17 protein-coding genes and 1 pseudogene are annotated in these 20,933 nt (G+C 68.0%); 4 read left to right on the forward strand and 14 right to left on the reverse strand.

All coding sequences use genetic code 11. The annotated features are described in order from the left end of the window. Nucleotides 1–765: 765 nt before the first annotated feature. From KBC94_RS02415 to KBC94_RS02445, 7 genes are all read right to left on the reverse strand, one after another. Nucleotides 766–1,530, reverse strand: a complete 765-nt coding sequence (locus KBC94_RS02415) for an ABC transporter ATP-binding protein (RefSeq protein ID WP_017758024.1) — start codon at nt 1,528–1,530, stop codon at nt 766–768. Between the two features lie 43 nt (nt 1,531–1,573). Then, on the reverse strand, nt 1,574–3,529 hold the full coding sequence (locus tag KBC94_RS02420; protein WP_294365979.1) for an ABC transporter permease: 1,956 nt from the start codon (nt 3,527–3,529) through the stop codon (nt 1,574–1,576). A 30-nt stretch (nt 3,530–3,559) separates the two neighbouring features. Next, nucleotides 3,560–4,774, reverse strand: a complete 1,215-nt coding sequence (locus tag KBC94_RS02425; RefSeq protein WP_294365981.1) for an ABC transporter substrate-binding protein — start codon at nt 4,772–4,774, stop codon at nt 3,560–3,562. 70 nt (nt 4,775–4,844) lie between these two features. Then, complete coding sequence (locus KBC94_RS02430; RefSeq protein ID WP_294365982.1) at nt 4,845–5,429, reverse strand: amino acid synthesis family protein; 585 nt, start codon at nt 5,427–5,429, stop codon at nt 4,845–4,847. 37 nt (nt 5,430–5,466) lie between these two features. After that, nucleotides 5,467–6,108 (reverse strand): amino acid synthesis family protein, encoded by a 642-nt coding sequence (locus KBC94_RS02435; RefSeq protein ID WP_294365984.1) that lies wholly within the window; start codon nt 6,106–6,108, stop codon nt 5,467–5,469. A 24-nt stretch (nt 6,109–6,132) separates the two neighbouring features. Then, entirely contained in the window at nt 6,133–7,023 is an 891-nt protein-coding gene (locus tag KBC94_RS02440) for a UPF0280 family protein (RefSeq protein WP_294365986.1), read from the reverse strand. A gap of 21 nt (nt 7,024–7,044) precedes the next feature. Then, nucleotides 7,045–8,673, reverse strand: coding sequence for a 6-hydroxynicotinate reductase (locus KBC94_RS02445; RefSeq protein ID WP_294366007.1), 1,629 nt, complete (start codon nt 8,671–8,673; stop codon nt 7,045–7,047). A 289-nt stretch (nt 8,674–8,962) separates the two neighbouring features. On the opposite strand from KBC94_RS02445, the gene KBC94_RS02450 reads away from it, so the two are divergent. Genes KBC94_RS02450 through KBC94_RS02460 form a run of 3 tightly spaced genes read left to right on the forward strand, consistent with a single transcriptional unit; the run spans nt 8,963 to nt 11,648 of the window. Further along, nucleotides 8,963–9,736 (forward strand): ferredoxin--NADP reductase, encoded by a 774-nt coding sequence (locus KBC94_RS02450; protein ID WP_017758775.1) that lies wholly within the window; start codon nt 8,963–8,965, stop codon nt 9,734–9,736. 5 nt (nt 9,737–9,741) lie between these two features. After that, nucleotides 9,742–10,503 carry a TetR family transcriptional regulator gene (locus KBC94_RS02455; protein ID WP_294366010.1) on the forward strand — a complete coding sequence of 254 codons (762 nt, stop codon included), beginning with the start codon at nt 9,742–9,744 and terminating at the stop codon, nt 10,501–10,503. Continuing rightward, entirely contained in the window at nt 10,449–11,648 is a 1,200-nt protein-coding gene (locus tag KBC94_RS02460) for an amidohydrolase family protein (protein WP_294366012.1), read from the forward strand. Before KBC94_RS02455 ends, KBC94_RS02460 begins: the two co-directional genes overlap by 55 nt. An 18-nt stretch (nt 11,649–11,666) precedes the next feature. On the opposite strand, the gene KBC94_RS02465 is transcribed toward KBC94_RS02460, so the two are convergent. From KBC94_RS02465 to KBC94_RS02485, 5 genes are all read right to left on the reverse strand, one after another. Next, nucleotides 11,667–12,062, reverse strand: a complete 396-nt coding sequence (locus KBC94_RS02465) for a GtrA family protein (protein ID WP_234193479.1) — start codon at nt 12,060–12,062, stop codon at nt 11,667–11,669. Between the two features lie 34 nt (nt 12,063–12,096). Then, nucleotides 12,097–13,044: a glycosyltransferase family 2 protein gene (locus KBC94_RS02470; RefSeq protein WP_294366017.1), complete on the reverse strand. Its 948-nt coding sequence runs from the start codon at nt 13,042–13,044 to the stop codon at nt 12,097–12,099. Nucleotides 13,045–13,093: 49 nt separating this feature from the next. Next, the gene (locus tag KBC94_RS02475; RefSeq protein ID WP_294366019.1) at nt 13,094–14,863 is read right to left on the reverse strand and encodes a hypothetical protein; all 1,770 of its coding nucleotides are present in this window, start codon (nt 14,861–14,863) and stop codon (nt 13,094–13,096) included. A gap of 49 nt (nt 14,864–14,912) precedes the next feature. Beyond that, entirely contained in the window at nt 14,913–17,630 is a 2,718-nt protein-coding gene (gene metH / locus KBC94_RS02480) for a methionine synthase (protein WP_294366756.1), read from the reverse strand. Nucleotides 17,631–17,901: 271 nt separating this feature from the next. Next, nucleotides 17,902–18,342 carry a PACE efflux transporter gene (locus KBC94_RS02485; protein ID WP_294366021.1) on the reverse strand — a complete coding sequence of 147 codons (441 nt, stop codon included), beginning with the start codon at nt 18,340–18,342 and terminating at the stop codon, nt 17,902–17,904. Between the two features lie 108 nt (nt 18,343–18,450). Between KBC94_RS02485 and KBC94_RS02490 the strand changes: the two genes are divergently transcribed. Further along, complete coding sequence (locus KBC94_RS02490; protein WP_294366023.1) at nt 18,451–19,359, forward strand: LysR family transcriptional regulator; 909 nt, start codon at nt 18,451–18,453, stop codon at nt 19,357–19,359. A gap of 32 nt (nt 19,360–19,391) precedes the next feature. Here KBC94_RS02490 and KBC94_RS02495 read toward each other — a convergent pair. Together KBC94_RS02495 and KBC94_RS02500 are read right to left on the reverse strand one after the other, a co-directional pair. After that, nucleotides 19,392–19,574: pseudogene (locus KBC94_RS02495) on the reverse strand (cyclic pyranopterin monophosphate synthase MoaC); the annotation flags it as partial. Nucleotides 19,575–19,847: 273 nt separating this feature from the next. Then, entirely contained in the window at nt 19,848–20,930 is a 1,083-nt protein-coding gene (locus KBC94_RS02500; RefSeq protein ID WP_294366025.1) for a hypothetical protein, read from the reverse strand. Nucleotides 20,931–20,933 lie beyond the last annotated feature (3 nt).

Genomic DNA, 20,933 nt, shown 5'->3' on the forward strand with positions numbered 1-20,933 from the left:
CTACAACGCCACCCGACTGCACTCGGCGCTGGGCTACGTCCCACCCAACGAATTCGAAGATCAACTCGCCCGGCAAGCAGCTTAGTTCTGTGCCACCTCTGTGGTCCAGCCGCAGGGGTTCACTCCAAGCTCCGCTCAGACAAATGCGACAAGTCAGATCACGAAGCGCGCGTGTCTTCGCACGCGCGCCACCCCCTGCCCTGCGCTTCTCGCCACCACCGAAATCGCCCCTGGCAGCCCAGCCCCGCCGCGCGGATACGTTGCGCTCGATGGGACGCACACGTGCCCGCGGCTCTGGCGAGGCAACCGCGCGAACTGAGTTCTGGCTCGTGGCGCAGGTGGGGGCGGAGGCGGAAGCGCCGACGGGGATGGAGACGGCGGTCAACGCAACAGCACGCGCTGAGGCACGGACACGCACCTGGGCGCAGGCAGAGGCGGAAGCGCCAGCGTCACCGCCGTCACTGACCACCGCATGTCCCGCCCTGGTCGGGGCCTGGCCTGGGGCGGCTGCGTGTGCGTCGCCGAGAAGCGGAGGTTGGCCGGGCTGCGGGCCTGCCGAAGGACAGGCCCGCTTCGTGAACTGACTCGCGGCGTTTGTTTGAGCGGAGCTGCCGCAGGCAGCGCAGCGAGTTATGCCGCGGCCCGGCTGCCCGAGCATCGCAGGGGAGTCGGCCCGCAGGGCCGACCTACGAACTCGCAGCCGCCCCAGGCCAGGCCCCGGCCAGGGCGCGCCCCGAAGAGTCCCGACGACGAGGCCCAAAAACATCAAGCCGCCTTCTTCTCGAAAGTCTTGCCCGAGCCGAAGTACACCTCCTGCACCTTCGGATGGTCCCGGATCTCCAGCGGCTTGCCTTCGGCGATCAGGCGCCCGCGCGCCAGCACGATCATGCGGTCGGCGTACGCGAACACCACGTCCATGCTGTGTTCGGTGAACAGCACCGCCATGCCGCGGTCGATCACCAGCTGCTTGGTCAGCGCCATCAGCGAATTGCGCTCCTTCGGTGCCATGCCGGCCGTGGGCTCGTCCATGAGCAGAAGCTTGGGGTCGTTGGCCATGGCAATGGCCAGCTCCACCCGCTTGACGTCGCCATAGGCCAGCACGCTGCAGGGCCGGTCGGCCTGCGACTTCATGCCCACCTGGTCGAGCAGCGCCAGCGCCTCGTCACGCTTGTGGTCGGACGCCCGACGCCACATCGCGAACAGCTTGGCGTCGTGCGACAGCAGCGCCATCTGCACGTTCTCCACCACCGTCAGCGACGAGAAGGTCTCGGCGATCTGGAAGGTGCGGCCCACACCCAGTCGCCAGATCTCGCGCGGCTTCTTGCCGACCAGCTCCGTGCCGTCCAGCGTGATGGAACCCTGGTCGGCCTTGAGCTGGCCGTTGACCATGTTGAAGGTGGTGGACTTGCCGGCGCCGTTGGGGCCGATCAGCGCCAGCAGCTCGCCCTTGGCCAGCGTGAAGCTGATGCCGTCGACGGCCTTCACGCCACCGAAGGACTTGCCCAGGTTCTGGACATGCAGCAGGGACATCAGAGCACCTCCAGGCCGATGAAGAACAAGTTGAAGGGTCGGCTCATCGCGCGCCCTCCCCCGCCGCAGCTGCGGCCTGCATCGGCGCCTTGGCCGCCTCGTCGGCCGCCACGTCGTCGCGCCGGCCGCGCCACTTGTCGGCCAACTGCTTGATCGAGCCCGCGATGCCCTGCGGGAACAGCAGCACCAGGATCAGGATGATGGCGCCCAGCATGGCACGCCAGTAGTCGGTGTTGCGCGCCACCATGTCGTGCAGCCAGGTGAAGGTGAAGGCCCCCACCACCGGGCCGGCCAGCGTCTGGATGCCGCCCAGCAGCACCATCACCAGGCCGTCGACCGAGCGGCCCACCGCCAGCGTCTCCGGCGAGATGCTGCCCTTGGAGTACGCGAACAGCCCGCCCGCCAGACCCGCCACCGCACCGGCCACCACGAAGGCCGCCCATTGCATGCGCTTGACGTCGATGCCGATGGCGTCGGCGCGCAGCACCGAGTCGCGGCCTGCACGCAGCGCGTAGCCGAAGGGCGAGAACAGCACGCGGCGCAGCCACCACAGGCCACCGCCCACCAGCACCAGCGTGAGCCAGTAGTAGGCGCGCTTGTCATTGAGCCATTCCGACGGCCACACGCCCGTGAGGCCGTTGCTGCCGCCGGTGAAGCTGTCCCACTGGTAGACGATGGCCCAGGTGATCTGCGCGAAGGCCAGCGTCAGCATGGCCAGGTACACGCCCGACAACCGCACGGCGAACCAGCCATAGACCAGCGCCCCGAGGCCCGCCACCACCGGTGCCAGCACCAGCGTGAGTTCCATCGGCAGGCCGGCGGCGCGCGCCAGCAGCGCCGCGCCATACGCGCCCAGGCCGAAGTAGGCGGCATGGCCGAAGGAATGCATGCCTGCCGGACCCATGATGAAGTGCAGGCTGGCCGCGAAGAGCGCCGCGATCAGCAGGTCGATCATCAGCACCGTGGTGTAGGGCGAGCTGGCCGTCAGCACCGGCATGGCGGCCAGCACCAGGGCCAGCACGCCCACCGCCGCCACGTAGGAGCCGCCCGCGCGGCGCAGCGGCTCTTCCTGCATGCCCACATAGCGGCTGGGCGCCTGCGGTCGGCCCATCAGGCCCCAGGGCCGCCAGACAAGCACCGCGGCCATGACCAGGAAGTCGACCACGAGCGTGAGCTTGGAGAAGGAAATGGCGATGCCCGCGATCTCGACCACGCCCAGCCAGATGCACAGGGCCTTGATCTCGGCGATGAGCAAGGCGGCTACGTAAGCGCCAGGGAGTGAACCCATGCCACCCACCACCACCACCACGAAGGCGGCGCCGATGGTGTTGAGGTCCATCTCCAGCGTGGCCGGCTCGCGCGGCAACTGCAGCGCGCCGCCCAGGCCGGCCAGCAGCGCACCCAGCGCGAACACGGCCGTGAACAGCCAGGCCTGGTTGACGCCAAGCGCGCTGACCATCTCGCGGTCCTGCGTGGCGGCGCGCACCAGGGTGCCGAAGCGCGTGCGGGTGAGCAACAGCCACACCAGGCCCAGCACCACTGGGCCGACGACGATCAGGAACAGGTCGTAGGCCGGGAACTGCCGGCCCAGGATCTCGACCGAGCCACGCAGGCCCGGCGCGCGCGGGCCCAGCAGCTCGTCGGGCCCCCAGAGCCACAGCACCGCGTCCTTGATGACCAGCACCAGCGCGAAGGTGGCCAGGAGCTGGAAGAGCTCGGGCGCCTTGTAGATGCGCCGCAGCAGCACGACCTCGATGACCGCGCCGAGCACGCCCACCGCGACGGCCGCCAGCGGCAGCGCCACCCAGAAGCCCGCGCCGCCCAGCTTGTCGGCCAGGGTGTAGGCGACGTAGATGCCCACCATGAAGAAGGAGCCATGCGCGAAGTTGACGATGCGCGTCACACCGAAGATCAGCGACAGGCCCGCCGCCACCAGGAACAGCGAGGACGCAGACGCCAGCCCGTTGAGGAGCTGGACGATCAGGCCGGAAAAACTCATGGCAAGGCTCTCTTCAGGGGGCAGCAGTGGTCAGTCCGCGCTGCGCGACTTCTTCACGTCGGCGGCGGGCGGCTGGAAGCGCGCATCGGCGCCGTCGTAGTAGACGTAGTCCACCATCACGCCCTTGCCGCCGTCGTTCTTGGTCTTGCCCACGAAGGCGCCCATGGTCGACTGGTGGTCTTCGGCGCGGTAGGTGATCTTGCCGAAGGGGCTGTCCACCTGCAGGCCCTTGAAGGCGGCGACCAGCTTGTCGGCGTCGGTGCTGCCGGCCTTGGCGATGCCGGCGGCGGCCGACTTGATCATGCTGTAGCCCACCACCGAGCCCAGGCGCGGATAGTCCTTGAACTTGGCCTGGTAGGCATCGAGGAAGGCCTTGTGCTCGGCGGTCTTGATGCCGTAGTACGGGTAGCCGGTCACGATCCAGCCGTCGGGCGCCTCGTCCTTGAGCGGGTCGAGGTACTCCGGCTCGCCGGTCAGCACGCTGACCACGGTGCGGTCCTTGAACAGGCCGCGGGTATTGCCCTCGCGCACGAACTTCGACAGGTCGGCGCCGAACAACACGTTGAAGATGGCGTCGGGCTTGGCATCGGCCAAGGCCTGCACCACGCTGCCCGCGTCGACCTTGCCCAGCGGCGTGGCCTGCTCGGTGACGAACTCCACGTCGGGCTGCGCGGCCTTCAGCAGGTTCTTGAAGGCGGCCACGGCCGACTGGCCGTATTCGTAGTTGGGGTAGACCAGCGCCCAGCGCTTCTTCTTCTGCTTGACGGCCTCGGGCACCAGCATGGCAGCCTGCATGTAGGTGCCGGGGCGCAGGCGGAAGGTGTACTGATTGCCACCTTGCCAGGTCATCTTGTCGGTCAGGGGTTCGCCGGCCAGGTAGAAGAACTTCTTCTGCTTGGCGAAGTCGGCCAGCGCCAAGCCGGTGTTGGACAGGAAGGCGCCGGCCAGCACATCCACCTTCTCGCGCGAGACCAGTTCCTCGGCCATGCGCACCGCATCGCCCGGGTTGGCGTTGTCGTCGCGGGTGATCAGCTCGATCTTCTTGCCGTTGACGCCGCCCTTGGCGTTGATCTCGTCCACGGCCAGCTCCATGCCCTTCTTGTAGGGCTCCAGGAAGGCCGGCTGGGCCTTGTAGCTGTTGACCTCGCCGATCTTGATGACGTTCTGGGCGTGGGCCGGCATCAGCGTGCCGGCAGCCAGGGCCAGCGCCGCGGCGGCACCGAAATGGAGGCGGAAGGGTTGCATGGGGAACTCCTCGTCGGATGGGATGGAAAACCGGGGGAAATGAAGCAGGCGAAGAATAGCCGCGCCGCGTTCAGCGAAGACCGTCCACGCCCTTGATCTCGGACACCTGCAGCCCGCCGATGCGCGGCAGCGGCCGGCCGCTGTCGGTCACCGCCACGGCCACCACGATCTCGCCCGCGCGCGGCGCGTCGCTCACGCGGGCCTCGACGGCGTCGAAATGGCTGCGCACGAAGGCGGCGTCCTTATGGCCCAGCGGCACGTCGATGGCCGTGCCCAGCGTGCCCTGCTTCTTGGCAGAAGGCACCAGCGCGGCACCCTTCTCGACCGCAACGCGCAGCGGCGCGCCCAGCTTGGGATGCAGGATGGCGGCGGCATGTTCCAGCTCGCCGGCCTCGCCCACGATGGCGGCCTTGCCGTAGCTCTGGGCCTGGCCGGGCTCGATGCCCAGCGCGGCCACGGCCTTCTGGCCGAGCAGGCCGCCGAGCTCCTCGCCGATGGCGATGAGCTCGTCCAGGTTCTCGCTGTAGCGGCCGGCATAGGGGTTGGCGATGACGGCGATGGCGACGGCGCGGCGCGTGGGCGGGTCGATGGTCTGGCCCATCTCCTTGCGCGTCTCATCGACTTGCACGATCAGTTTGCGGATGTCTGCTGGCATGGGTGCTCCTCGTTCTGCGGGATGTGTGGCCAGCGCCTCAGCGCAGGCCGTTCCATTGGCTGATGTCCTCGGCCCGGAGCCCACCGACGCGGGCATGCACGCGGTAGCCGGTGGTCATGGCGAGGATGAAGACGATCTCGTCGGCCGCGGGCGCGCCGGGCACGCGCACCTCGATGGCATCGAACTGGCCGCGCACATAGCTGGCGTTGATGTTGGTGAGCGGCACATCGAGCGCGGCGCCGGGGGGGCCCACCTTCTTGGTGGACGGCACGATGGACAGCGCGTTGCCCGGCTGCCCGCTCTTGGCCTCGCCCTGGCCGGCAGTGTAGGCCGCACGGTCGCCCTTCCAACCCAGCAACTCGCGCATCGCGTAGCCGCCCGGCACATGCCACAGCGCACCATGCTCCAGCTCGCCCGCCGCGCCGACGATGGCGCCCTTGCCGTAGGTGGCGATGGCTTCGCGCGGCACGTCCATGGCGGCCAGCAGGCGCTGGGCCATGTCCACGCCCACCGGGTCCAGCAGCGCCATCATGGGCAGGATGTCCGGCTCGTAGCGGCCGGCGAACGGGTTGGCGAGCACGGCTGCGATGGCGCCGCGCACCAGCGGCTGCTCGGCGCGGGGGCCGAACTCGTGGTGGATGTGCTCGACTTGGGTGAAGACGCGGCGGATGTCGATCATCGTGGTGAAGGGGTGTGCAATTCGTTAAGCAAATACTGAACCAACGGCCGGCGCGAGCACGGCCTCGTCGCGTGCCGACAGCACTCTCCATTGCCCTTGGCACACGATCACGGCGGCGTGGATGAGGCCGTGCAACTGCAGTTCCGTCGCGCGTCGCAGCCCCGATTCGACCGCATCGCGCACCACGGTGGTGGGCAGCGGCGGCACCTGCACGGTGACGGGCAGCGCACCGAGGTCGCTGTCGTCCTTGCATTCGTTGGCGGGGCGACGCTCGATGGCGGGGTGGTCCGCATCGACGGCGTTGGCAACGATGGACGCCGCCGCATCGGCCTGCGCGGCCGTGGCCGCGAGGATGGTCACGCTGTCCGCGATGCCGAGCGAGAAGCTGCGGCCCCGCCAGCCGCTGGTGGCGATGCCACGCACCGGGTCTGCCGCAGCAACGCTGAACTGCCCGTCGGTGCGCAGGCGCTCGGCGTCGCGCGGGTCGAAGCGGGCGAGGTCCGCATAAAGGCCGACCCGCGCCTCGGTGCCAGGCGCCAGATGCAGCGCAATGTCGCCGCCGTTGTTGATCCAGGCGCGGGTAATGCCGGGACGTTGGTAGAAGGCGATCAGCTCCTGCGCCACCGCGCCGGCCACGGCCGCCATCGGCGTGATGAAGGCCGGCAGGAAGGGCAGGCAGGCGGCCTGCATGCGCCGCGCCACTGGGCCGCGCAGGCTTGCATGCTCCGACACCGGCCGGCGCAACGAAGGCAGCTCGGCGACCAGCTCGTCCAGCAGGCCTTCGAAGCGCGCCCAGGCCGCCTCGTGCGCCTCGGCCACGGCGCGCGCCTCACCCTCGGCCTGGACCACGAGGTCGATGGGACCGTGGTGCCAGTGCCAGCGCTGGTCGTCGAGGGCTTGGAGTTGGGCGGGCATGCGTCGCTGCGGCGCGAGAGATCAGCCCAGCATGGGCTTGTGGCCCAGCGGCCACGGGTTGTCGCTGGCCTGGCCGACAAAGCGGCGAGCAAGCGGCGCGCCGTCGTCCTGCCAGGCGCCGCGGCGCAGTGCCTGCTCCAGCGACATCACATGCTCCATGTGGCCACCCAGGTCTGCGTAGTCCTGCAGCCGCATGCTGAACTCGATGGGCGCGATGATGGCCGGCGTGGGCACGGTGCCGAAGCTGTTGTCGGGCATGCGCATGACATCGGCCATCACCGTGATGCCACCCCCTGGCCACACATAGGCCGGCGCGCCGCCGCAGGTCACGTTGACCAGCGCGCGCTTGATCGCCCGCGTGAGCAGGATCGGGTTCTCGGTCACGCCCGCACGCAGACTGCCGCCCGCGCCGCCCAGGAAGAGCACCGTGGTAAGCGAGGGCTCGCAGTTCTCGCCGATGCGCTCGACCACCTTGCGCACGGCTTCGGGCATGGGCTGCGGCACGGGGCGCAGCTCGTCGTCCAGCACGTACCACTCGGCCTGCTCGCCGGTGGTGGAGGTCATCAGCAGCTTGAGGCCCGGCTTGGCCACGCCGGGCTCCCAGCCTTCGATGATGGCCAGCGGGTCGGCGATGTCGGTGCCGCCCCAGCCACTGCCCGGATTGGCGACCTGGAAGTAGCGCCCCGGCGTGGACTTGCGCCCGCGCATCTGGATGCCCGAAGGCGGCATGGCCAGGCAGCGGCCGGCCTGGTGCTCGGTGAGCACGCCGGTGATGTGGTCGTCCACCACCACCACCTCGTCGGCCAGGCCCAGCAGCTGCTTGGCGAAGATGCCCACCGTGGCCGAGCCGCAGCCCACGCGCATGCGCTGCTCTTCGACGCCGTTGACGATGGGCGCGCGGCCGGCCTGGATCACCAAGCTGGCGCCGCCGTCGATGGTGCATTCGGCCGCCTGCTTGTTGCACAGCCGCTGCATCATCTCCAGCGTCATGCGGCCTTCCTTCTTGCTGCCGCCAGTGAGGTGGTGCACGCCGCCCAGCGACAGCATCTGCGAGCCGTACTCGGCCGTGGTCACATGGCCCACCACCTCGCCCTTGTAGCGGACGTTGGCCTGCTCGCTGCCCAGGAAGCGGTCGGTGTCGATCTTCACCTTCACGCTGCAGTAGCTGAAGATGCCTTCGGTGACCACGGTGACCATGTCCACACCCTGCGCCTTGGAGGCCACGATGAAGGGCGCCGGCTTGTAGTCGGGGTAGGTGGTGGAACTGCCGATGCCGGTGACGAAGACCTGGTCGGCCAGCAGCAGGTCGCCGTTCCAGTCGTCCTGCGGTGCATCGGCCGCGGCGGCTTCGACGGTGTCGGCCGCCGGCCGGGCGAAGGGCACCAGGGCCGGCTCGGGCGAGTCGAGCTCGCGCCGCAGCATCACCACCGGGTCGGTGCGCACCAGCACGCCCTCGCGGTTGGCGTAGCGGTCGCAGGCGCCGGTGCGGCCTTCGGAGATCTGGCACAGCACCGGGCAGGCATTGCATTCGACCTTGCTCGTGCTCATGCGCTCGTTGCGCGCGGGGGCGCGGCCCAGGCCGTCGGGCGTGGTGGGCAGGGCCGGCACGTCGATGCCGGGCAGGCCGTCGGTCTTGGTGTGTTCTGTCATCGTGGGCTTTCGTGCAACGCGGCCTGTGTGTGCAACAAGCATGCCGGAAATCGGCTTGGCGGCGATGCACCGTTTGTGTAGCATCCGCTCCATATTCATGTTGTGATCGCTACATGAAACGAATCTAGCGGCCCGGCGCGATGCTTGCATGGGTGTTTTCCAGAGTGCACGACTCCCCTTCCTGGTGCGTCGTGAACGAAAATGGGCAGCACCAGCCAGTGGCGCCGCAAGCCTGATGCGCATGCCCTCGTGCCACCCGCCAGCTTCCCTTTCATTTGGTTATTAGCTTATGAGTGCCTTCGCCGAAGAACGCGTCCTGACCGTCCACCACTGGACCGACCGCCTGTTCAGCTTCACCACCACGCGCGACCCTGCCCTGCGCTTTTCCAACGGGCACTTCACGATGATCGGCCTCAAGGTCGACGGCAAGCCGCTGCTGCGTGCCTACAGCATCGTGAGCGCGAACTACGAGGAGCACCTCGAGTTCCTGAGCATCAAGGTGCCCGACGGCCCGCTCACCTCCCGGCTGCAGCACATCAAGGTCGGCGACACCATCGTGGTGGGCCGCAAGCCCACAGGCACGCTGCTGATCGACTACACACTGCCCGGCAAGCGCCTGTACCTGTTCGGCACCGGCACCGGCGTGGCGCCCTTCCTGAGCGTGATCCGCGACCCCGAGACCTACGAGAAGTTCGAGAAGGTGATCCTGGTGCACGGCGTGCGCGAGGTGGCCGAGCTGGCCTACCACGACACCATCACGCAGGACCTGCCGCACCACGAGTTCCTGGGCGAGATGGTGAGCGAGCAGCTGCTGTACTACCCCACCGTCACGCGCGAGCCCTTCCGCAACCAGGGCCGCATCACGGACCTGATCACCAGCAACAAGCTCACCGACGACCTGGGCCTGCCGCCGCTCAACCCCGCGGAAGACCGCGTGATGCTGTGCGGCAGCCCCATGCTGCTGGCCGACATGAAGCTGATCCTGGAGCAGCGCGGCTTCCACGAAGGCAACACGACCACCCCCGGCGACTACGTTGTCGAACGTGCCTTTGTAGAGAAGTAACCCAGGTGGCCACGCGCAAGACGCCCGCCAAGCCGCAGCGCAAGACCGGCGTGCGCGAGGCGCAGGCGCAGGCCTCGCGCGAGGCCATCCTGCGTGCGGCCACCAAGGTGTTCGCCAGGTACGGCTACGAGGGCGGCAGCGTGGAGAAGATCTCGCGCGCGGCCAAGTCGTACGACCGGATGATCTACTACTACTTCGGCAGCAAGGAAGGCCTGTTCGTGGCCGTGCTGGAGGGCATCTACCAGCGCATGGACGAGGCCGAGGCCGCCATGGCGCTGGACATGGCCCGCCCGGTCGAAGCGCTGACCGAGGTGATCCGCTTCGTGCTGGGCTACTACCGGCGCAATCCCGACTTCGTCACCCTGCTCAACACCGAGAACCTGCACAAGGGCCGGCACATCGCCAAGTCGGTGCGCGCGCGCGAATACTCGTCGCGGGCGGTGGCGGTGATCGCCTCGATCCTGGAAAGCGGTGCGGCCCAGGGCCTGTTCCGTCCCGACCTGGCCGCGCGCGACGTGTACCTGCTGATCGCGGCGACGGGCTACTTCTACATGTCCAACCGCTACACGCTCGCCAGCTTCCTGGGCGAGCAGCTCGATGCGCCCGACGCCGCCCAGCACTGGGAGGTCTTCGTGACCGAGACGGTGCTGCGCGCAGTGCGGCAGGACGACACGAACGAATCCCCATCCCCCCACGACAAGGACATCCAAAAATGGCAGAAGTCGCCGCCGCCGGCAAGTCGGGCAAGGTCGTCATCCAGAACATAGGGCTGCTGCTCTCGGGCGACATCGACCAGCCCATCCTGCAGGCCGACACCATCGTGGTCGAGGACGGCCTGATCGCCGCCGTCGGCCGCTACAAGGATTGCGATGTCGAAGGCGCCACCACCGTCATCGACGCGCGCCAGACCTGCGTGGCGCCGGGCCTGATCGACAGCCACGTGCACCCCGTGGCCGGCGACTGGACGCCGCGCCAGAGCCAGCTCAACTGGATCGAGTCCAGCATGAATGGCGGCGTCACCACCATGATCTCCGCCGGCGAGGTGCACTACCCCGGACGGCCCAAGGACATCGTGGGCCTCAAGGCCCTGGCCATCACCGCGCAGCGCGCCTTCGACGCCTTCCGCCCCGGCGGCGTGAAGGTGCTGGCCGGCGCGCCGGTCATCGAAAAGGGCATGGTCGAGAGCGACTTCAAGGAACTGGCCGAGGCCGGCGTCGGCCTGCTGGGCGAAGTGGGCCTGGGCAGCGTCAAGGCCGGCTACGAGGCCAAGGAGATGGTGGCCTGGGCCCGCAAGTACGGCATCCAGAGCACCATCCACACGGGCGGCCCGTCGATCCCGGGCTCGGGCCTGATCGACAAGGACGTGGTGCTGGAGGCCGACGCCGACATCATCGGCCACATCAACGGCGGCCATACCTCGCTGCCCGAGGCGCATGTGTGCGAGCTGTGCGAGAAGAGCACCCGCGGCATCGAGATCGTGCACAACGGCAACGAGCGCGTGGCCATCGCCGCAGCCCGTGCGGCGCTGGAGCTCAAGTGCCCGCACCGCGTGATCCTGGGCACCGACGGCCCCGCCGGTTCGGGCGTGCAACCGCTGGGCATCCTGCGCATGATCGCCATGCTCTCGTCGCTGGCCAACATCCCGGCCGAGCTGGTGTTCTGCTTCGCCACCGGCAACACGGCCCGCATGCGCAAGCTCAACTGCGGCCTGATCGACAAGGGCTATGCGGCCGACTTCGTCTTCCTGGACCGCGCCCAGCACACGGCCGGCCGCACCCTGCTCGAAAGCGTGCAGCTGGGCGACCTGCCGGGCGTGGGCATGGTGATGATCGACGGCATCGTGCGCTGCGGCCGCAGCCGCAACACGCCGCCCGCCACGGAAGTGCCCGTGGTCGTGTCCGGCGCGCATTGAGCCGGCGCGCCGCCCGGCTCAGCGTCTGAAGACCAGGTAGCGCGCCGACAGGTAGTTGACGCCCATGCCGGCGATGCTGCCGGCGGCCACGCCGAGCAGCGGTGCCGCCGGGCCCTGCAGCGCATGCAGCACGGCCACGTAGGCCGCGTAGTTGACGAGGGCGCCGCCCAGCATGGCGGCGAGGTAGCGCAGGTATTCGTGCCACAGCGGCAGGCGCCGCGCGCCATCGGCAAAGGTGAAGCGCCGGTTGATCAGCCAGGTGGCCGTGGCCGCGCCCCAGAAGGACAGCACCCGCCCCGCATACCAGCCCACATGCGGCGCCAACAGGTACAGCAGGCCGGCATCGACGGCGAAGCCGATGACGCCCGCGATGCCGAAGCTCAGCAGGCGGCGCAGCAGCGGGCCGGAGATCACCGCAGCACTTTCGCCGGACCAGCCGGGCGGACGTTCACTGCACGCTCGCCGGCGTTGCCAGCCGCGCCGCGCCGGGAATGGCGAGGTAGGCGATGCGCTTGACCTCGCGGCGACCCAGCGTGACGGTGCGCAGCACGGCGCCGCAGCTGGCCGACAGCATGGCGGCGAGCATCAGGCCGGTGGCCAGCACCGCGGTGGGCAGGCGCGGCACCAGCCCGGTGTGCAGGTAGGTCAGCAGCAGCGGGAAGGCCAGGCCCAGCGAGGCCAGCGCCAATACCGCCGTCACGATCATGAAGAACAGCAGCGGCCGCTCGCTCACGAACAGCTTGGTGATGGTGACCAGGATGCGCCAGCCGTCGCGGTAGGTCGACAGCTTGCTTTCCGAGCCTTCGGGACGCGCGAGATAGCGTACCGGCAGCTCGTCCCAGGGCATGCGCAGTTCCAGCGCATGCACCGTGAGCTCGGTCTCGGTCTCGAAGCCCTGCGACAGCGCCGGGAAGGACTTCACATACCGGCGCGAGAAGACGCGCAGGCCCGACAGCATGTCGCTGAACTCGCCGCCGAAGAGCTTGACCACGGCCCCCGTCAGCATGCGGTTGCCGAGGCGATGGCCGCGGCGGTAGGTCTGCGCGTCTTGTTGATCGTCCTGCCGGGCGCCCACCACCATGTCGAGGTTGCCCTGCACCAGCATGTCGATCATCTCGGGCAGCCGGGCCAGGTCGTAGGTGGCGTCACCGTCGACCATGATGTAGATGTCGGCCTCGACGTCGGCGAACATGCGCCGCACCACGTTGCCCTTGCCGCGCAGGCGCACGGTGGTCACCCGCGCCCCATGGGCCCGGGCCACGGCGGCGGTGTCGTCGCTGGACGCGTTGTCGAACACATGCACCTGGGCCTGCGGCAGATGGGTGCGGAAGCCTTCGATCACCTGGGCGATGGCCAGGGCTTCGTTGTAGCAGGGAATGACGGCGGCAATGCGCATGCGGGCAGATCGGTGGTGGTGACGAGGCAGCGGAAGAGCGGCCGAGGCATCAGGACGGGTCCGGGACGATCCGGTACGCCTTCACGCCATCGCGCTCGACCAGCAGCTTGAAGTGGTGCTCGAAGCCGGGCTTGCCATCGACATAGGGCCCGAGCGCCGTCTGGACGACGATGGTACCGAAGCCGTGCTGCACCAACTTGCGCGCCATCTCGGGGGCGGGCAGCAGCAGGAAGTCGACGTAGCGGTAGGGACCGAACACATCGCCCCAGACCGGGTTGGGCGCGAAGTAGATCGCGTCGCTCAGACCCACCTGATAGAGGCGGCCGGGCTGCGGATGCGCGCGCAGCCAGCTCAGCACCACGTAACCCGGCACGTTGCGGGCCAGGAAGGCCTCGCGCGTCTCGGGCGTGGGCGCGATCTGGCGGATGTGGTTCCACAGCCGCACCCCGCCGGCGACGACGAGCACGGACAGAAGGGCGACGCCGAGCCCGGCCACCGACCGGGCGCGCGCCCGGTCGCCGACGCGCCGCTGCAGCGCGGCAGCGGCCCAGCGCCACAGCTGGCACCAGCCGATCGCCCCCAGCCAGGCCAGGATCGGGAACGAGGCCGCCATGTAGCGCGGATAGCGCGAGGTGGCCAGCCACACCAGCACCGACCAGGCGCCGAACAGCGCCGCGGCGCGCACCGCGGGCCGCGTCTTCCAGACCGCCGCGAAGGGCACCAGCAGCGCCGGCCACAGCATGACGTTGGGCAGGGCTGCGTGGGCACGCACGTCGTCGACCTGGCGCTGGTAGTCGTCCAGGTTCCAGTTGGTGAAGCCGAACACCTTGGCGCCGATGGGATTGAACGGATCGCCCGTCTGCAGCCAGTTGCGGCCGAACCAGTAGAGACACGGCAGCAGGAAGCAGCCCAGGGCCAGGAGCCAGGGCCCTGGCCGGCGCTCGCGCCAGGCCACGCACACGGCCACCAGCGGCAGGAAGGTGAGCGCCTGGTACTTGCTGCCCGCCGCCACGCCCAGGTAGAAGGCGGCCAGGCCCAGCCAGCGCGCCGGCCGCCGCGGCTGCGCCGGCGTGACCGGCGTGCTCCACCACAACCAGAGCACGGTGAAGGCCGCCACCACGAACAGTGCCACGCCCATGTCGATGAGGGCGTTGAAGAACTCGCCCATCATCAGCCACACCGCCGCCGCAATCGCGGCGCAGATGCGGTCGGTGTGCGTCACGGCCAGGCGCCACACCAGCGCAGCCGCCAGCCAGCCGCCCAGCGCGTGCAGCAGATGCGGGAACACGTCCCCCGCGAGCGGCAGGGCCGCCGCATAGAGCAGGTCGTAGTTGTAGGGGAACCAGGGGTAGCGCAGCCAGTCGTGGATGCCCAGCGCGCCGCTCTCGGCCACCTGCCGCGCATAGGGCAGGTGGTACATCATCTCGTCGAAGGCATGCGGCGGTGCCATCGGCTCGAACAGGCTGATGACGAAGGCCCCGATGGCAACCACGGTCGCCACGCGCTCGGCGCGGCCCAGCGGCGGGCCCGGCGGCAGGGTCAGCAGCAGCCGCCACTGGGCAGGCAGGCGCCAGAGGGCCAGCACGAGCCCGATGGCCAGCAGCGCCAGAGTGCCCGGCGGCCGCAGCGCGCCCGCGACGCCCAGCGCCTGCAGCGCCACGATCGCCAGGCCGAGGCCGGTGGCGGCGGACAGCGCCATGCGCAGCCAGGGGTCGTCGCGCCCCGGCGTGCCGGGCGCGCCAGCCCACAGCCGGCGCATGACGGCATCGCCCGCACCCCAGAGCGCCAGCAGCACCACGGCCAGGCCGAGCAGGTGCACGGCCGTGAAGCTCAGCTTCTGCAGCAGGAGAAGAATGGCAGCCTCCGCTTCAGAGGTTCGGCGCCAAGAGCCGCTCTAGCTCGGATTCCGCGAGCCGGCGACGTGCTGCCTGGTCCTGCAGCTGGTCGTGCCCGATCTTGCCGACGTTGAAGTAGGTGCTCTCGGGATGGCTCAGGTAGAAGCCGGACACGCTGGCCGCCGGCGTCATCGCCAGCGATTCAGTCAGGCCCATGCCGATCTCGGCGCACTGCAGCAGCTCGAACATCGGTCCCTTGACGCTGTGATCCGGGCAGGCCGGATAACCCGGCGCCGGGCGGATGCCGCGGTACTGCTCCTTGATCATCTCGTCATTGCTCAGCTGCTCGTCGGCGGCATAGCCCCAGAGGTCCAGGCGCACGCGGTGGTGCAGCGCCTCGGCAAAGGCTTCGGCCAGGCGGTCGGCCAGGGCCTTGAACATGATGGCCGAGTAGTCGTCCAGGTCGTCGAGGAAGTACTTCTCGCGCTTCTCGGCACCGATGCCCGCCGTGACGGCGAAGGCGCCCACGTAGTCGGCCACGCCCGAATCGCGCGGCGCCACGAAGTCGGCCAGGCAGCGGCTGGGGCGCATCACGCCGTCCACCGCCTGCTTCTCGGTCTGCTGGCGCAGGCCGTACCAGGTGAGCAGCGGCGTCTGGCGCGACTCGTCGGCATACAGCACGATGTCGTCGTCGCGCTCGGTGTTGGCCGGCCAGAACCCCACCACCGCATTGGCCGTGAGCCAGCGGCCTTCGATCAGCCGCTGCAGCATGCGCTTGCCGTCGCTGAAGACGCGCTGGGCCTCGGTGCCCACGATCTCGTCCTTCAGGATCTGCGGGAAGGGCCCGGCCAGGTCCCAGGTCTGGAAGAAGGGGCCCCAGTCGATGTACTTCGCCAGGTCCACCAGGTCGTAGTTACGGAACATGCGCCGGCCGATGAACTTGGGCTTGGGCGGCTGGTAGCCCGTCCAGTCGATGGGCGTCTTGTTGGCGCGCGCCTTGGGCAGCGGCCACAGCGGCACCTGCTTCTTGTTGGCATGCTGCTGGCGCACCTTGTCGTAGTCGGCGTTGAGCTCGGCGATGTAGTGGGCCGCCTGCTCCGACAGCAGGCTCTGCGCCACGCTCACGCTGCGCGAGGCATCGGGCACATAGACCACCGGGCCCTCGTAGTGCGGCGCGATCTTCACGGCCGTGTGCACCCGGCTGGTGGTGGCGCCGCCGATCAGCAGCGGGATCTTCTTGACGCGGAAGTGCTCGTCCTTCTGCATCTCGCCGGCCACGTACTGCATCTCTTCGAGGCTGGGCGTGATCAGGCCCGACAGGCCCACGATGTCCGCGCCCTCGACCTTGGCGCGCGCCAGGATCTCGTGGCACGGGACCATCACGCCCATGTTCACCACCTCGAAGTTGTTGCACTGGAGCACGACGGTGACGATGTTCTTGCCGATGTCGTGCACGTCGCCCTTGACGGTGGCGATGATGATCTTGCCTTTGCTGCGCACGTCGCGGCCCGCGGCCTCGTCGCGCTTCTTCTCTTCCTCGATGTAGGGAATGAGGTGGGCCACGGCCTGCTTCATCACGCGGGCGCTCTTGACCACCTGCGGCAGGAACATCTTGCCGGCGCCGAACAGGTCGCCCACGATGTTCATGCCGTCCATCAGTGGGCCTTCGATGACGTGCAGCGGCCGGCCGCCCGGCTGGGCCACGATGGCCTGGTAGGCTTCTTCGGTGTCCTCGACGATGAAGTCGGTGATGCCGTGCACCAGCGCGTGGGCCAGGCGCTCGTCCACGGACTTCGGCTGTTCGGGCGTGCCGCGCCATTCGAGCTTCTTGCTCTCGTCCTTGGCGCCGCTGCGGGCGGTCTCGGCGATCTCGACCAGGCGCTCGCCGGCGTCGGGGCGCCGGTTGAGCACCACGTCTTCCACGCGCTCCCGCAGCTGCGGCTCCAGGTCGTCGTACACGCCCACCATGCCGGCGTTGACGATGCCCATGTCCATGCCCGCCTGGATGGCGTGGTACAGGAAGACGGTGTGGATCGCCTCGCGCACCGGGTCGTTGCCGCGGAAGCTGAAGCTCACGTTCGACACGCCGCCCGACACCTTGGCGCCCGGCAGGTTCTGCTTGATCCAGCGCGTGGCCTCGATGAAATCGACGGCGTAGTTGTTGTGCTCCTCGATGCCCGTGGCCACCGCGAAGATGTTGGGGTCGAAGATGATGTCCTCGGGCGGAAAGCCCACCTCGTCGACCAGCACGCGGTAGGCCCGCTCGCAGATCTCGATCTTGCGGGCATAGGTGTCGGCCTGGCCCTGCTCGTCGAAGGCCATCACCACGGCGGCGGCGCCGTAGCGGCGGATCAGCCGCGCCTCGTGCTTGAACTTGTCCACGCCCTCCTTCATGGAGATGGAGTTGACGATGCCCTTGCCCTGGATGCAGCGCAGGCCGGCCTCGATCACCTCCCACTTGGAACTGTCCACCATGATCGGCACGCGCGCGATGTCGGGCTCGCTGGCGATCAGGTTCAGAAAGCGCACCATGGCCGCCTTGCTGTCCAGCATGGCCTCGTCCATGTTGATGTCGATCACCTGGGCACCGTTCTCCACCTGCTGACGGGCCACGGCCAGTGCTTCCTCGAACTGGCCGTTCAGGATCATGCGGGCGAAGGCCTTGGAGCCGGTGACGTTGGTGCGCTCGCCGATGTTGACGAACAGCGTGCCCGTGTCGATGACGACCGGCTCCAGGCCGGACAGCAGCATCGGGGGAACGGAAGGGGCAGAGGAACTCATGGACGGCACACCTGGGGGCGGGAATCAGGTGAGCGTCGTTGCAGCCGGCGCCTGGCGGCCGGCGTCCGGTCCCGCCAAGCCTCACGGTCCGGGCCGCTCGGGCGCCACCGCAGGTGGTGTGCCGGGGCCCGCCGTTGCAACGCTCCTTGCGCGGGGAGCGCGGATTTTATAGGGCTCGACCCGGGATAACCCCGAAAGACCGGCGCGCACCCCGGCCTCCGTCAGCGCGGCGCGGCAGCCCTCAGGTGGCGCTGGCCGGCCGTGCGGCCGCCGAGGCGGGCAGCCCGAACACCGCGTCGAACACCCAGTTGAAGACGAAGGTATAGACCAGGAAGAACACCACCAGCGCCAGGTCCATCACCAACGCGTCCCACAGGCTGATCTCCAGCCACCAGGCGATGGTGGGCACCAGCAGCATCACCAGCCCGCCCTCGAAGCCGATGGCATGCGCCACCCGGCGGCCCAAGCTGCGGCCGCGCTTGGCCTGGCGCGCCTCCCAGCGCTCGAACAGGGTGTTGAACAGCAGGTTCCAGGCGATGGCAATGGCCGAGGCCATCACCGCCACCACGCCGGAATGGCCCACGCCCTGCCCCGACATCCAGGCCAGCCCCAGGCTGGCCACCACGATGGCGATGCCTTCGTAGAGGCTGATGTAGACGACGCGGCGCTTGATGCCCTGCATGGCTTTCTTCTTTCTGTCTGCTCGAAACACGTTGGATGACGGTGTCACTTTATTTCTCCCGCACTGACACATAAAGTCAGCTTCTTTCAGATTCACTGAAAGATCGACATGCTCAACAGCGACGACGTCGCCCTCTTCCTCGCGGTGCTCGACCACGGTTCCTTCTCGGCGGCCGCCCGCGCCTTGCGGCGCGTGCCCTCGGCGGTGAGCATGGGCATCGCCCAGCTCGAGGCCGAGCTGGACCTGCCGCTCTTCGACCGCGGCGGCCGCGAACCGCGCCCCACCGCCGCCGCCCGCTCGCTGGAACCGCAGGCCCGGCTGCTCGCCGCCCAGCTCAAGGCGCTGGAGGTGCAGGCGCTGGCCCTGACGCAAGGGCTGGAGGAGCGGCTGACGCTCGCCATCGCGCCGGAACTGCTGAGCGGCCCCTGGAGCCAGCCACTGGCCGCACTGGCGCAGACGCATCCATCCCTGGAGGTGGAGGTGCTCGCGGCCCCGCAGGCCGACGCGCTGGCCCTGCTGCACAGCGGCCGGGCGCAGCTCGCACTGGTCTTCGAGCGGCCCAGCCTCGATGGCCGCGAGGGCTTCCAGGAGGTGGCGACCGAGACGCTGGTCGCCGTGATGGCACCCGACCATCCGGTGCTGGTCGCCGCCGGCGGCCGCCTGCGCGAGCAACACCTGATCGACACCCGCCAGATCGTGGTGGCCGGCCGCGACCCGGCGCAGCGCGATCCGCGCACCGTGTTCGCCCGTCACACCTGGCGCACCGACAACGCGCTGGCGGCGCTGAGCCTGCTGACGGCCGGCCTGGGCTGGGGCTGGTTGCCCCGGCCCTCCGTGCAGCCGCATGTGGCGGCGGGTGCGCTGGTGGAGATCCCCTTCGAGAACCTCAGCAACCGGCTGGACCTGTGGGTGGATGTGGTCTGGTCCAAGGAGCGGCCGCTGGGGCTAGGGGCGCGGCAGGTGATCGAGGCGCTGCGGCGCAAGCGGCCGGGAGAGAAGGAGCGTGACGGAAACTGAAGGCGTTCTTCGTCGAGCGGTCGGCCCCGAGGTCAGGATTTCAGGACGTCTAAGCCAAACCAGGCCCGCTCCGGGCTCGGCGGGGCGGACTGATGTGAGAGCCTGACTTGCCCCCCATGCTTCTCCGGTACCTGCACGTCATCGATCACCAAGCCGTGGTCAGCCGACTTGCACATGTCGTAGACCGTGAGCAGTGCCACCTACACGGCCCATAAATCAACGACTTATCGTGATTCTGGGACGTCAGAACTGCCGCGAAAATTTGATCGTTGACCAACGCAGTTGGACACAACTTGGACAAGAATTTGCGCAAGCGGTGCGGCTACCACTACTACTGCGATGCGGGCTTTAAGGTTCCCGCCTTGGGCGGGAAATCGGCTGTATCAGCATCAGCCAGCAGGCATACGCGTCCCCGCCCTCTCTAGGAACTTTCACTTATCGCAGATCGTTCTTCTAGGACCGCGACCAATAACTACTCGCTGCTGCGTTCAACTGACCCATAGGCATTTGAGCGCGATGGTTTCAGTCACAGGCAGGAGCGTCGTCACCGCTGCATCAGCATCGGCGAACTGTTCATAGACCACACTCGAGGTTCCTGCGTGTGCAATCGCGCACCTGAGTTTGTAGAACCTAAGGACGCCTTTGTGATGCAGCAAAGGCGACCCATACAGCTTCCCGTCTTTCGCTGCGTTCCTGTCCAGAGCAGTCATGAAGCGATTGTTTGCTGCAATTTGTGTGTCCACCTCCGCGCTGAACGCAATGAAGTCGGCCTGCATGTTGAGCGTATCGGCAAGTGCAACGAGTTGGTTTACTTCGGCGCCCACCTTCTCACTAGCGTCCTTCAATGCCCTAGTCGCATCGGCATCGAACTCCTGCATCAGGATGTTCTTGATGTTAGTGAGATAGCTATTTTCAAGAATGCGATATAGAGACATGAAGCGCCACTTCGGGTGGCTCACTGATCCCGCTTCGCTTAAGAGACGAGCCTGAACGGATGTCAGATTTTGATAGCCGGCTGCTATTGCGAGCGTTGAGCGTGTTGGCACCAGCCTGGGCACGGGTAGTGGTCTACTCAAGTCGCCGTGATGCAGACCGAACATCGCCGACAGCAATTGCAAACCCTGAGGCGGAAACAGCGTCGGAAGCGCCAGTATTGCCTTTCCTTTGAGTACCGTCCGCCACGCGCTTGTCACGCCAACGCCAGGGTTATCCCACTGGTCATGCAAAGGCAGCGTTGGATCAACTATGGCCCAGAGAACCAAGTTTTCCAAAGCGCTGCTCGACAGCGCGTCGGCTGAATTTTGAGACAAGAGACCGACCAGTACAGGTGCGGCGAGTCCGTCGAATGCAATGCTGCAGAACCGCTCCTGCGCTTCCACCTGGTCAACAAGTCGAAGCTCGTATTGGTCGCGCGTCGGAAACGAGGCTTCTCCGTCTTGCCTAGCCTGTTCATTGGCCAACAAGCCATCAAGGAAGTCATGCGATACGCGCAAATGGCCTATTAAATCGACGGCAGTCGAACCCTGGGCAAGGCCTACTGCAGCGCAGGTGGCTGCGGATAGTGGCTCCATACT

This window comes from Pseudacidovorax sp. (assembly GCF_017991995.1).
In the GTDB taxonomy this organism is placed as follows: Bacteria; Pseudomonadota; Gammaproteobacteria; order Burkholderiales; family Burkholderiaceae_C; genus Xenophilus.